A 12719-nucleotide genomic window follows, 5' to 3' on the forward strand; every position below is an offset into this window, starting at 1 on the left:
GCCTACTGATGATTTGTCAAGTGCTTGAAGAGTAGCGATCGCGGTAGCGTTGCGTAGCAATATCGCTCCGGGCAATTATTTTTCTTCCTCCTCTATTATACACAAACGATGCTACCGGACATGATATAAGTCCTGATATTTGACCCAGTTAAGCAAGAAGAGTCAGAGCAAGAGGAATAACTCGTGTAACTCTTTCCTTAGCAAATTCTGCGATACCAGCTTCAGTACCCTTATTGAGTAGAGATTGACTCCAGCTTTTGAGTTTTTCCTTAAAGGATGGGTCTTGCTTTGCTTTATTAGCTAAATCTTCAGCTACTTTTTGTTCTGCTTCTGTTTCACTATAGGTATCAGAAAGCTTGTCTAGTAGTTCTTGAATCTCCGTTGCAGCTTCTGCTAGAGATTGTTTTTGTTCTGGTGCGTAATTGTATGTGTTTTGATATCCTTGGTTGAGGTCAACTAGGAAAAGCACGTACCGCATGCAAAGATCCCAAATGGGTTCTATATACCCTAATTTACAAACGCCAGATATCAGAACTATTCCCTACTGCTTATGCAGATAAATTGTCTAGATTTTGAAGATATCTGGTTTAGCCTTTCTTATAGCCTTAATAACTACTTGGATAGGTACTTGCCAAAAGCTAGCCAAACCCCATACTGCTTGCAGATACCTTGTAAATTCTATTAATTTTAACTGTGCATTGCTATTATTAACTAATCTTGAATATAGATAATATCTGCTCAAAAAAGTGTCTATAAATGGGTATAGTTTACTATTAATTATCTGATATTCTCTCTGCTCTAATTTAGAAATAGGGAGTTGTTCAATTTCTTGTAAAGTTGCTTCTGGTAGTGAAGTATCGAGTATTTTATCCAATAGGGGAAGTGTATTTTGCACTGGCAAAACAATTTGGCGTTTTTTTGCCTGATTGATTAATTGATTCCAGTCAATTTTATCTCCTGATGAATTTAGAATCATCATCGCATCTGCTACCCAGATAGCAGTAGAAACTTGCTTAAACGGCCAAGCTTGTAAACAAACTTGTAATAACTGATTACTAGGGTTTAATAAATATGTTGACATTTCTCCTACTTGATTAATTTCCGCTTCCTGCCAGAAATTATGTTCAACATTCTGTTGTATAGCATCTAAAGCTACTGGGTAATGAATACTTAATCGACACCCTAATTCATCTTTGAAGATAGCAGCATTACCTACAACAGTTCTGATTGGTAAATTCTCAGAATATTTCCATCCTAATCGATCTAAAAAATTTATTGTTTTCGAGGCATTTTCCGTTCTAATAAGCAGGTCAAAATTATATATATGACGGAGAGCAATATGTGGATAATACTGTAAATTGATAGCAACATCATTTAGGAGTATTGTCTCAATATCTGCATCCTGCAAAGAATTTAAAATTTTGGTAATTTTTTGGATTAATAGTTGATTTTTGTAAAATTTACTCCGATAAATTCCCTTAAGTCTCCCCATTTCAGGATGATTTATCTGGTGGGTAGATAAGTTACGGTACACTAAAGGAAGTAAGCTATTAGAGTCAGAGTCAAGGTTGTCAATATCAACTGTTGTTACCCATTGTTGCCAAGCTTTTAAGACATCTTCTCCCTGGAACAGACAAACCCGTAATAGTAATTTCTGTTCGTGAGTCAGCGAGCATGGCTGAAATTTTAGGTTTAAATTCATATACTATCTCTAAGAAAACGAGTCGGGTTAGAAATCAAGTAGGACTGTTTAATTCTCCGTAAATAAGCATTTTTGTTAGGGGTGGGTTTAGAGAATCTTACATTCCACAGTTCATTGGTTAATAGAAAAAGTAGATGGATGTATCACATTTTTCATAATATTTAACTATTTTTTCACGGAAATAGAATGAATGATATTTGATTTTTGGGCATCTATCTAACTAATATATCATATTTACATGGAATATGGTGTAATTAACTTCCCTTTTTCCTTCATTTAATTCTCTATTTAGCTCTCAAATGTAAATACCATAGTACCAAATTTTTAAAACTTGAGATAAAATAGTAATCAAATCTAATTAATTCGATAAAAAAAGGAAAATAGGAGCAGAAGTATTGAACAAAAATCAAACTCAAACATTAGGAAGCTATCCCACAGAAATTCAGTTAATTATTAATTGTGCTAGAAAAAATATAGATACTGAAACAGCAGACATAATTAAGACTTTACTCACACAAAAAATAGACTGGCAATATCTTATTCAAATAGCCGAAACTCACTCAGTAAAACCCATTTTATATCAAACTATAAACAATACTTGTCGAGATGCAGTACCCAAAAAAATTCTTACTCAGCTCCAAAAAAAATTCCGTACAAATGCTCTCCGCAATTTATATTTAACTAGAGAATTGCTAGAATTACTTGATTTGTTTGCTAAGAATAATATTCCTGTTTTTTGTTTTAAAGGACCGCCTTTAGCACAATGTGTTTATGGGGATATTTCCTTAAGACAGTTTAGTGATTTGGATCTTTTAGTTTCTGAAAAAGATATTGTCAAAGGGAAAGATTTGCTAGTCAAACAAGGTAATAAAATGCGTTTCCATGTTATTGAATTAGAGGAAACGGAAGAAGGAGCATTTCTTGAGTCAGAAACAATACATCAATTTGTGAAAGAATCTGCCTATGAATTTGATTATTATAATGCTCAATTTGTCATTGAATTACACTGGGAAGTAATCCCTAAATATTTTGCGTTTCCTTTAAGTATAGACTATTTAAAAGAAGACCTAACTACTGTCACATTACTTAATACTAGCATCCCTAATCTTAGTCCAGAAAATTATTTATTACTCCTTTGTGGGCATGGAACAAAAGACTGTTGGGATAAGCTTTCAAGAATTTGTGATATTGCAGAATTAATCTGTGCTTATCCTCAGTTAAATTGGCAATTTGTTATGGAACAAGCGGAAAAAAAAGGAGGAATGCGTATTGTTTTATCAGGGGTTTTATTGGCACATAATTTATTGAAAGCTCCTCTACCTGATTTAGTTTTAGAAAAGATTGAATTAGATATAGAAATCAAAAAAATTGTTGCTCAAATTCAAAATTGGTTGTTTCTTGATTCTCAAGAACGTTCTGAACAAATTAAAGTATTTTCCTTTCATTTATGGACTAAAGAAAGGTTCAAAGATAAAATTTGGTATGCTTTAAGCCTCTTTTTAACTCCAACTACTTCTGATTGGGTACTATTGCCAAAATCTAATTTACCGGCAATTTTTTATTATTTAATTCGACCAATTAGAATGTTAGTTAAGTATACTTTAAAACCAAAATCAATAGATGCTAAGGTAGGCAATTAAATAAATTTATTATTTGATTCAATAATTTCAAGTAAATTGCCCACCCCACTGTATTGTCTATAAATTAAAAATTCAACCTATAATCCAACTGTTATTCCAGGAATATTAACTCTAATTGTATAAATTGATGTTTGTGCAGTAATATAAAGAGTCTGCAAATCTGCATCACCCCAAGCACAATTAGCTGGTATTTCTGGAGTAACAATTGTTCCTAAATGATTTCCTTGAGGAGTAAATACCCAAATTCCTCCTGCACCTGTACAATAAATATTTCCTTGAATATCTACTTTCATTCCATCGGGACAACCAGGTTTATTGATTTTCATGTCATAAAAAATTTTACCATTAGTTAGTATTCCATTGTCTTGAACATCAAAAACTCTGAGATGATGACGGTATGAATCATCAATATAAAGCTTTTTTTCATCAGGTGAGAATGCTAAACCATTGGGACGCTCAAAATCATTAGCCACTAGGGTTAATTTACCATCATTTGAGAGACAATATACTCCTTGATAAGGTTGTTCCTGTTGTTCTGATTTAATGCCAAAAGGAGGATCCGTAAAATAAATTTTACCATCACTTTTCACAACAACATCATTAGGACTATTGAGTTGTTTTCCTTGAAATTGTTCAGCTAAAATAGTAATTGAACCATCTTTTTCTGTTTGCGTTACCCTCCTTGTGCCATGTTCACAAGCAATTAATTTTCCCTGTTTATTTCTAGTTAAACCGTTAGAATTATTACTGAATTGCCGAAAAATTGATACTTTACCATTTGCAGTTAATTGATAAATTTTGTTAGCAGGAATATCACTAAAAAGAAGATAGTTTGCTTCAGAAAACCAAATCGGACCTTCTGTAAATTGAAATCCTGTAACAACACGCTTAATTTTGGCTCCTTGGGGAAATAAACTGAAAAATTGTTCTGATTTAGCTTCTAGATAACCTACTTTAAATTGTAGTTCTAATCGTTCTTTCTTTTGTTTTACAAATTGTTTGAGCTTTTTTTTTAGTGCTTGCATATTATTCCACCCCTTAACTTAAATATCTCAATCTGAATTTAACGAAATCTAGATACTTTAATTTCCTGATTAACTAATTTCTTAAATAAAAAAATCCTATTCTTCTCAATTGACAGGAAAGATATAGCAATCCTAAATTGGTTGTGACAAATCAAAAAGTAAATAAAAAAACTGAAACTCCTGCCTGTTCGCTGTTCCCTCTTCCCTAAAAGGGGTAAGATTTTTATACACAAATAAAATAGGATTGCTATATATTATTGAGGAAAATGAATCTCTACCATATAATTTCTCAAGGATAATCCAGCATCAATTTTCATCACTGTTCCTGTAGTAAAATGTGAGAAATAATCTGAAGCTAAATAAACTACAGCACGACCTATATATTTAGGATTAATGCTACTTTGATGCAAGGGAGTATATTTATAATACAAAGGATTTCCCTTGTTATCTTCTTGTACTACACCTGGAGCAATTCCATTAACACGGATTCTATGTGCAGCTAAATCTATAGCTAATTCTTTTATAATCATTCCTAAAGATGCTTTGGATGTACTATAACTTAGCTCACGAAATACAGTACATTGGTGTATGGATGTTATAAATATAATTGAGCCAAAAATTTGATTCCTAATCATCATTTCAGCAATAAGCTTAGTTAAATACATTGGCTTAAAAATATTAGTCTGAAATACTTTATTTGCTTCTTCTAGTTCAAAATTTTTAATGCCAAATTTATTAAATTGGATACCTACATTATTAATTAATATATCAAGTTTAATCTTATTTTCAATAAAATAATTATGTAAATTATCAATATCTTCAGTTTTAGATATATCTGAAATAAACCATTTACATATTATCTGATATTTGGCTAGTTCTTGTTCTAGTTTTAAGCATTTTTCTTCAACTATATCTGTAAAATAAATATTAGCTCCTTGTTTAGCCATTTCCAAGGCAATACTTTTACCAATATTTTGTCCTGCTCCAGTAATCAGAACATTTTTTCCTGCTAATAGTTGATTATTGAAAACTAATGATGGCTCTGGAGATTTTTCTTGGATAATAACTTTGGGTGTTTTTGCTGATGGATTCAGAAAAGAATTTAAGGCAGCTTTTAATCGAATTTTGAGATTCATGATTAATTACTTCACTATAAATTGAAGCAGAAAGATCGAGAATTAGTTTTCTAAAAAATGATGGTATTTTGTTGCCTGAATAAAATCAACAACTTCTTCATAGTTTATAATATCATCAGCTAAATTATGAGTAGATATTTTTTTCATTTTTGTTTTAACTGGAACTGAATAAGTGCCTAAATAACTAAAAATATTATCTATAGTTTGTTGATGTGTCTCGGAATTTAAGAGATGAGTTTCATAAATTAGATGTAAACAAGAAAGTCCTTGAATAACTTGTTCTTCTTTTCTATTCATTTTCTCACACCATTCTATAAATTTTATTAATTTTTAGCAATCTATACTAATTGGAGCTTTTAGCAAAGGATTTTCAGGGGTATCATGCCATTGTCTTCTAGCATTAGCACTTAGATCGGAAATAGCTTTTCGCAAAAGATTATTTCGTTTTAAGTAAATAATTTTCCAACCATTTCTACATAAATTCTCTATAAATTTTAGAGGTGTCCGATGAAACTTCGATAAGCTGAGAATAAGTTGATCGATTTTCAGATCAAAACCATAAAAATGACAAGGCGTTTTTTGAGATTGAATATTAATATAAGTCTCAGGAAATAGAACTTTTTTAAAGTAGGATGTAGAAAAGCTAGAAAAAATTTCTCCATCAACAAAAATCTCTGGATGACAGTTTAGTAAGTTAGGGAGTAAGGTGCTACCTGTTCGATAGTGGGCAAAGATAATAAATTTATGCTTAGTTGAACTTGATTTTAACGAAAAAGAGGTTAAGTAATCGAAAAATTATTTTTGTCTAATTTTTAATTCATTTTGAACTTTACTTATCATTATTTGTTTGTTTCAATTTGTTGGAATAAAAAGATTAAGTAGCTAATTATATTGCCTTGTCAATTAAATCTAAATAATATTTAATCATTGTTTCTTGCTGAAACATTTGTTCTGCTCTTTGCTTACATTCTAGACCAATTTGAGTAGCTAAAGTAAAATTATTAGCCCAATTTTCAATAGTTTCAGCCAATTCTTTAATTGTAGCTTGAGCATTAATCTTAGGATCTGATAATAATTTGCCTGTATCTCCTAATTCTTCAGGAATACCACTAACCGCAGTTGCTATTACAGGTTTTCCCTTTGCCATTGCCTCCATAATAGATAATGGCATTCCTTCAAATTGGGAAGGTAAAATAAAAATGTCAGCCATATCTAATAAATCAGGAATATCAGAGCGATCGCCTATTAATTTGATTTTATTTTCTATTCCTAATTCCTTGATTTTTGGCATGATTTTCTTCTCTAAACTGCCACTTCCTGCCCAAACAAAGTAAAGTTTTGACCAAATTTCTTTTTGTTTCAAAATTTCCATAGCACTCAGTTGATATTGATACCCTTTCATTACTTCTAAACGAGCAGCAGTGAAACATACTATGGCATTTTGAGGAATATTTAAACTTTGACGAAAATGATTTCTGGTTGCTAAATTTGTCTGAGTAAAGTATTCTTTTGGTCTGCCATTATAAATAACTTGACCCTTATTTTTTGGTAAATTAAATAATTTATGTAGTAAGTTTAAATTTGCTTGAGAAACAGCAATTACAGTTTTCGCTTGTTGATAAATATTGGGTAAATGATCTAAGTAAGGAGAAAATAGTTTAGCCCAATCATCTGAAACACAGTGATTGATAATTATAAAAGGAATTTTCTGTTCAATTGCTACCTGTTTAGCAGCTAAGTTAGAAACAGGACAACCATCACTAAAAATAATCAGTTTTGGTTTAACTTTTGCAAAAATATTTCCTGCTTCGGTTATGTTCACAAATGCTCTTGCAGGTTGAGTAGGATGATAGATATTATCTTCTTCTAACCATAAGTGTTGAATTCCTAATTGTTTCCTATGTGTAACTAAATGATGAGAGGCTTTGCTTTGAGCGCAATTAACATGATATCCAGCTTCTGCTAAAGCACAAATTAAAGCATGATTCCATTGAGCAGCACCGTATATTTCTGGACAATCTGTATAGAGAAGAATACTATCTGGATGTGAGATAAAATCATCTTTTAATTCAGAAAAAACTGCACTTTCCTGAATCTTCATAATTCCTAAATCCAATAATTGTTGACTGTTTTTAAATTGAAGAGAATATTTAGGATTATATAGAGTTAAATTGTGATTTTTATCTATTCCTTTTGCATATTCTAAATATTGCATTCCTTGATTATAATGTTCTTTTCTCTCAACTTGATCTTTAACATAACCAGAAAAGGATGAGAAATATTTAAAGTGCAATAAACAACCCCACTCACCTGCAATTTTATCTTCTGGACAATTCGTATAGTGTTGCCCTCCTGTTAAAACTAGATTCAAATCGTATTTAATTAGAGGAACTTTAGTTAAATAATAAGCTCCTTGTTCGCCAAATACCCTTTGTCTGACTCCTCCAAAATAACCAATGTGATTTTGATATGGTCCAGCTTTTTCTTTTTTTGTGTGATAGAATTGTCTATCAAAGCAAGGACAAACTTCTAAGAAATTTTCTCCTTTTTGATAATGAGTTTCGGCAATGGCTTTATCTGAATACATATCTAACAAAACTGTATTTAAAGCTTTTTTTCCTTGTTGCTCTAATTCCTCACATAGCTGATTAATTTTCTTACTTTCACAGTTAGGATAGTAAAACAATTCATCAGCATCAACCATTAGGCACCAATGATCTAAACCATACTTTCTTAACAGTACTTCAAACCAAGCTGAACCAAAATTTGCTTGATTAAAGGAAAGAAAACTTTGCCAAAGATAAACATCTGGTTGTTGTAATAAATAAGCTAAAGTCTCATCATTTGAACCATTATCAACAATCAAAAATTTATCAATCCCTTGTTGACGATGATAGGAGAGAAAATAAGGTAAGCGCAGGGATTCATTCCTAACTACAACACAAGCTAAAATATCTGTAGTGTTAATAGTAATTTTTCTCTGGTCTTGTCTAGTTAATTGATAGTAATTAAAAGCCTCATCTATTCCTTGATATTTGGCAATAACATTTACCAAATTTTTATGTAATCGATCAAAATTAGGATTAATTTTAACTGCTTGATCGTAAATAAGTTGTGCTTGTTGCCAATCTCCTTTAGCTAATAGTAAATCACCTAAGCTGAGATAAGCTGGTATATAATTTGAGTTCATATTAATAACTTCTTTGTAACCACTTATCGCCGTTTCAATTTTACCTTTAATTTGCCATCCTTTCGCTAATCTATAACGAATTTCAGCTAAATGATTTACTTGTTGAGCTTTCATATTATTTATGAATTATTTTAATTTTCTTTTTTTTGTTGTCTTTTGCGATCTAAAGATGCTTTAATAATTCGTAGATAATCACTTTGAGAAGCTTGGCGTTGTTGAAGACCTTTATTCATTTTATGTAAGCGTCTTTTTGCTACTAAATTAGGTGGATTTATTATTTTTAAATTTAACTCAGTAGCTCGAATATACCAATCAGCAAATTCACCCTGTTGCCACTGAGATTGAAACTTACCAACACGGAAAAAAGCATCTCGTTTAATGATCATCGCAGAAGGTATATATCCTGTCATTAGTTTAGGATTGCAATAAATTTGTTTTTTGATATTTTCATCTAATTCTGGACTGTAAAACTGTTTAACTTGACCAAATACTAGATCTACTTCAGGATTATTATTAAATATTTCCATCTGAATTTTTAACTTATTTTCTACCCAAATATCGTCAGCATCCAAAAAAGCAAAAAAGTTACCTTTAGCCAGACTAATCCCAGAATTACGAGCAGTAGCTGTACCACTATTCTCTTGATAAAAATATTTTAAAACTGAGCCAAAACTTTTAACTACTTCTGCTGTTTTATCAGTTGAACCATCATCTATAACAATAATTTCTATGGGATTATAAGTTTGTTGTAGGACACTATTAATAGCTTCTGATATATAGCGATCGCCGTTATAAACAGGAATAATTATGCTAATTAGGGGATTGAGAGTATTCATATTTTTTGACTATCTATATCTATATTGCTTGAAATTAGTTGTTAGTTTATTTTTTGAAAAAAGTAGTTTGGATTTTGTTTAATAAGCTTATATTTGTCATTTCGACAAAGTTCTTTAACTACTTCACAAACTCCCCACCCTGAATTATCAGCAGAATCATCAAACAAAATAAATCCTCCTATATTTAAACATCTATCGACATTTTGAAAATCACGATAAGCATAATCATAATCATGATTGCCATCTATATAAGCAAAACTGAGATCACCTCCTAACTGTATTGTTTTTTGAAATATATCATTAACCTTTTCTTTTCCATTCCATTTTCTGAAAAAATTATCTGATGTAGTTTGAATAGCAAACGGGGTATCATAACTACTAAATAACAACACATTTTCTTGAAAGCTTCTTTTAACAAATTCTCCATAATCTTGATTATTTAAAGTAGGATGTTCTCCTAATTTTTGTAATTTATTTCCTTCACTAAAATCCCAAGGATCTATACAAATTCAAGGATTATTTTTTTTGTGTTTTAATTTAAGATAAGTAATAACATTAGCAGATAAACCACAAAATGAACCTATTTCTATAATTGGTGCTTTACTTGGGATATGAGAAATAGCATAATCAAAACACCAAATATTTCCCATGTTTAACATACCTGCATTCGCATAACAAATTTTTTTAATAAAATCATCTGCTTTAAATATTTTATTAAATATTTGTTTTTTAATTTTATCTTTATTTGACACAAATAACTCCTATTTTCAAGTATTAACTCTATTAATAAATAATGGTTAGCTTAATTGACGTTTTCTTTGAATAGAATTTCTGATCAGCTTCAATAAATTCTGTGTATTTTGCTGAGAATTTAAAGACAAATTAGTATCATGAACTCTTTTATTTAGTAATACTTTGGGCATAACAGCCATAGGAATTTGAGCATCATTAGCACGAGCAAACCAATCAACATCCTCAGCTACAGTAAATTCAGGATTTAACTTGCCAATTTTCTCAAATAAAGTTTTTCGTACTACTAAAGTTTCCATAATTTTACCGATATGTTCCCCTTCTAATAATTCTGTTCTAAATCCTGATGGTGGTGAATGTCCTGGTTCTAAAAAAAAGTTAACTTTAGCAACTGTATATTCAATTTCTGGATGCTCGCTCATGTATATTACTTGAGTCTCTAGTTTATCAGGAGTCCAAGTATCATCATGGGAAAGAAAGGCAATTAATTCTCCTTTTCCTACCTCAATTCCTTGATTATAAGCATTAGCTATACCCTTACTATCTTGGACAAAATAACGAATTTGAGGATAAGATTGAGCTATTTTTGGGGTGTTATCCGTGGAGCTTCCATCTATCACAATAATTTCATAATTACTATAGGTTTGATTCAATATACTGTCAATCGCATTTTGTAAATAACGCTCACCATTTTTAACAACAATAATTACACTAACAAGAGGATTTTTTATCATAAAATTGTATCCCAATTGATCATTATCTTTTTTTTTGCGGGTTTAATTCCTCACCGTCACCCGCGGTGTTCAAAATTCTTTGGGGGCACATAGACGCGGAGCAAGGTGTCAAAGACATCCCCATGCAATTTTCCCTCCTGACTCCTGACTCCTGAGTTCTGACTCCTTCTTCAATATTAGAGTTATTTCACTAACTTGACACAAGCAACTGCTCTAGCAGCAGCAGCATTATCTAGTTGAACAGGAAATTTGTTAGGACGCTTTTCTTCTGGTAACATAATCCAATCAACATATTCACATTTTTTACATTGTTCAACTGAGGAAAATTGCCAACCTTTTTGAGTATAAGAAAAAAAAGTGCGTGTTATATCTGATGGCTTGAAAGCAGAGATTGCTTGTTCTAATAAATTATCATCAAAAACCTGCTGGGTTTCTAAGTTAGAATATTTGCCAAAAGGAACAGTTAATAATAAATTTCCACAAGGTTTAAGAACACGACGCATTTCCTGAATAGCCAATAAAAAATCTTGATTTTTATTTTGTTGATCTGCATCTTGACCAGTGAATTGTCGATTATCTAAGCCAATATGTTCTAAAGTAGAAATACAAGCAATTTGGTCATAATAATTATCTTGAATGGGAATACTGCGTAAATCTTCAAATAAATAGGAAATACCTCGTTTCCAATGACAATTAAACTCTGGGGATAAAGTTAAAATATGTAACTTCTTATTTTGCCATATTGGTTGTTCTAAAATAAAATCATGATTCAGAGCAGAACCAGCATCAAGAATTGACTCTGAGTTATGATTTAATTGACAAAATAACCAAGGATATTCTACACATCTCTCATCTACACCATAACCATATCCTAATGGTAATGACTGATTTAGTTTAAATTTAGATATCAGGTCAGAATTAGATAATGTTTCACTAATTAGCTGTTGACGATAAACTAAATAACCGGGATACCAAGGAATTTGTCCAGCTTCAAGATATTTTTTGATAATTAATTTAGTTGCTTTTTCTCGCATTTTAATTAATAAATTTAACCAGGAAGTTGAGTATTTTGATTTCTTCGTCTATCTAAAGATTTTTTGAGAGCATTCAGAAACGTTGAATAACCTCTCTTTCGATCTCTACTAATATTATCTTGATGAAGACGATAATATAAGGTAGTCTCTTCAAGCATCGCTATTTTGATGCCAGCTTCTTTATTTCTCATAAACCAATCTACATCTTCGCTTTGTTGTAAATTGGGGTCAAAATACCCTTGTTTTCTAAATAAAGATTTCTTATATATACCTGCTCCTAAATTTACATTAATAGTTGCTTCACCAAATTCTTCAAATATTTTTTTTCCTTGTTGATTTTCTTTCACTACCATACATTGCACTCTACCCATAGCTGCTTCTAAATCAGGCTCTTGAGTCAAAGAATTTAAGAGTATTTCTAAATGATTATCTCCCCATATATCATCACTATCCAGAAAAGCAATATATTCTCCTTGTGCTATTTTAATACCTGTATTTCTAGCTGCTGCTGGTCCACTATTTTCTTGATAGATATAGTTGATTTTATTGCTAAGGGGTTTAGCAATACTTGCTGTTTTGTCCGTTGATCCATCATCAATAACTATAATTTCTAGAGGTTCATAGTTTTGCTTACTAATGCTTTGCAGTGCTTCTTCTAAATATTATTCTGCA

12 protein-coding genes and 1 pseudogene are annotated in these 12719 nt (G+C 31.0%); 1 reads left to right on the forward strand and 12 read right to left on the reverse strand.

Annotation, left to right across the window (positions count from 1 at the left end; genetic code table 11):
* Positions 1 to 148 precede the first annotated feature (148 nt).
* Positions 149 to 478: a hypothetical protein gene (locus F6K06_RS14430; RefSeq protein ID WP_287241756.1), complete on the reverse strand. Its 330-nt coding sequence runs from the start codon at positions 476 to 478 to the stop codon at positions 149 to 151.
* Positions 479 to 565: 87 nt separating this feature from the next.
* Positions 566 to 1702, reverse strand: coding sequence for a nucleotidyltransferase family protein (locus tag F6K06_RS14435; protein ID WP_287241759.1), 1137 nt, complete (start codon positions 1700 to 1702; stop codon positions 566 to 568).
* A 395-nt stretch (positions 1703 to 2097) separates the two neighbouring features.
* Here F6K06_RS14435 and F6K06_RS14440 point away from each other — a divergent pair, with 395 nt between their 5' ends.
* Positions 2098 to 3342, forward strand: coding sequence for a nucleotidyltransferase family protein (locus F6K06_RS14440; protein ID WP_287241761.1), 1245 nt, complete (start codon positions 2098 to 2100; stop codon positions 3340 to 3342).
* 77 nt (positions 3343 to 3419) lie between these two features.
* Here the strand turns inward: F6K06_RS14440 and F6K06_RS14445 are convergent, their stop codons facing one another.
* From F6K06_RS14445 to F6K06_RS14490, 10 genes and pseudogenes are all read right to left on the reverse strand, one after another.
* Complete coding sequence (locus tag F6K06_RS14445; RefSeq protein WP_287241762.1) at positions 3420 to 4367, reverse strand: SMP-30/gluconolactonase/LRE family protein; 948 nt, start codon at positions 4365 to 4367, stop codon at positions 3420 to 3422.
* A gap of 254 nt (positions 4368 to 4621) precedes the next feature.
* Positions 4622 to 5503, reverse strand: coding sequence for an SDR family NAD(P)-dependent oxidoreductase (locus tag F6K06_RS14450; protein ID WP_287241763.1), 882 nt, complete (start codon positions 5501 to 5503; stop codon positions 4622 to 4624).
* A 42-nt stretch (positions 5504 to 5545) separates the two neighbouring features.
* Positions 5546 to 5800 (reverse strand): hypothetical protein, encoded by a 255-nt coding sequence (locus F6K06_RS14455; protein ID WP_287241765.1) that lies wholly within the window; start codon positions 5798 to 5800, stop codon positions 5546 to 5548.
* Between the two features lie 589 nt (positions 5801 to 6389).
* Positions 6390 to 8807, reverse strand: a complete 2418-nt coding sequence (locus F6K06_RS14460; RefSeq protein ID WP_287241767.1) for a glycosyltransferase — start codon at positions 8805 to 8807, stop codon at positions 6390 to 6392.
* Positions 8808 to 8824: 17 nt separating this feature from the next.
* Positions 8825 to 9529 (reverse strand): glycosyltransferase family A protein, encoded by a 705-nt coding sequence (locus F6K06_RS14465; RefSeq protein ID WP_287241770.1) that lies wholly within the window; start codon positions 9527 to 9529, stop codon positions 8825 to 8827.
* Positions 9530 to 9570: 41 nt separating this feature from the next.
* Complete coding sequence (locus tag F6K06_RS14470; RefSeq protein ID WP_375340274.1) at positions 9571 to 9918, reverse strand: class I SAM-dependent methyltransferase; 348 nt, start codon at positions 9916 to 9918, stop codon at positions 9571 to 9573.
* A 120-nt stretch (positions 9919 to 10038) separates the two neighbouring features.
* The gene (locus F6K06_RS14475; RefSeq protein ID WP_287241772.1) at positions 10039 to 10281 is read right to left on the reverse strand and encodes a hypothetical protein; all 243 of its coding nucleotides are present in this window, start codon (positions 10279 to 10281) and stop codon (positions 10039 to 10041) included.
* A gap of 45 nt (positions 10282 to 10326) precedes the next feature.
* A complete protein-coding gene (locus tag F6K06_RS14480) occupies positions 10327 to 11013 on the reverse strand; it encodes a glycosyltransferase (RefSeq protein WP_287241774.1) in 687 nt (228 codons plus the stop codon).
* Between the two features lie 182 nt (positions 11014 to 11195).
* Positions 11196 to 12047, reverse strand: coding sequence for a methyltransferase domain-containing protein (locus F6K06_RS14485; RefSeq protein WP_287241777.1), 852 nt, complete (start codon positions 12045 to 12047; stop codon positions 11196 to 11198).
* Positions 12048 to 12061: 14 nt separating this feature from the next.
* A pseudogene (locus tag F6K06_RS14490) lies at positions 12062 to 12697 on the reverse strand (glycosyltransferase family A protein); the annotation flags it as partial.
* Between the last annotated feature and the right edge of the window lie 22 nt (positions 12698 to 12719).

Origin of the sequence: Okeania sp. SIO1H4 (assembly GCF_010672695.1) — a bacterium.
Classification (GTDB): Bacteria; Cyanobacteriota; Cyanobacteriia; order Cyanobacteriales; family Microcoleaceae; genus Okeania; species Okeania hirsuta.

What these genes read in the sequence shown, in the direction of transcription:
- F6K06_RS14430 (WP_287241756.1), bottom strand. Translation starts at nt 478, where the DNA reads ATGCGGTACGTGCTTTTCCTAGTTGACCTCAACCAAGGATATCAAAAC.
- F6K06_RS14485 (WP_287241777.1), bottom strand. Translation starts at nt 12,047, where the DNA reads ATGCGAGAAAAAGCAACTAAATTAATTATCAAAAAATATCTTGAAGCT.
- F6K06_RS14460 (WP_287241767.1), bottom strand. Translation starts at nt 8,807, where the DNA reads ATGAAAGCTCAACAAGTAAATCATTTAGCTGAAATTCGTTATAGATTA.
- F6K06_RS14435 (WP_287241759.1), bottom strand. Translation starts at nt 1,702, where the DNA reads ATGAATTTAAACCTAAAATTTCAGCCATGCTCGCTGACTCACGAACAG.
- F6K06_RS14465 (WP_287241770.1), bottom strand. Translation starts at nt 9,529, where the DNA reads ATGAATACTCTCAATCCCCTAATTAGCATAATTATTCCTGTTTATAAC.
- F6K06_RS14480 (WP_287241774.1), bottom strand. Translation starts at nt 11,013, where the DNA reads ATGATAAAAAATCCTCTTGTTAGTGTAATTATTGTTGTTAAAAATGGT.
- F6K06_RS14445 (WP_287241762.1), bottom strand. Translation starts at nt 4,367, where the DNA reads ATGCAAGCACTAAAAAAAAAGCTCAAACAATTTGTAAAACAAAAGAAA.
- F6K06_RS14450 (WP_287241763.1), bottom strand. Translation starts at nt 5,503, where the DNA reads ATGAATCTCAAAATTCGATTAAAAGCTGCCTTAAATTCTTTTCTGAAT.
- F6K06_RS14455 (WP_287241765.1), bottom strand. Translation starts at nt 5,800, where the DNA reads ATGAATAGAAAAGAAGAACAAGTTATTCAAGGACTTTCTTGTTTACAT.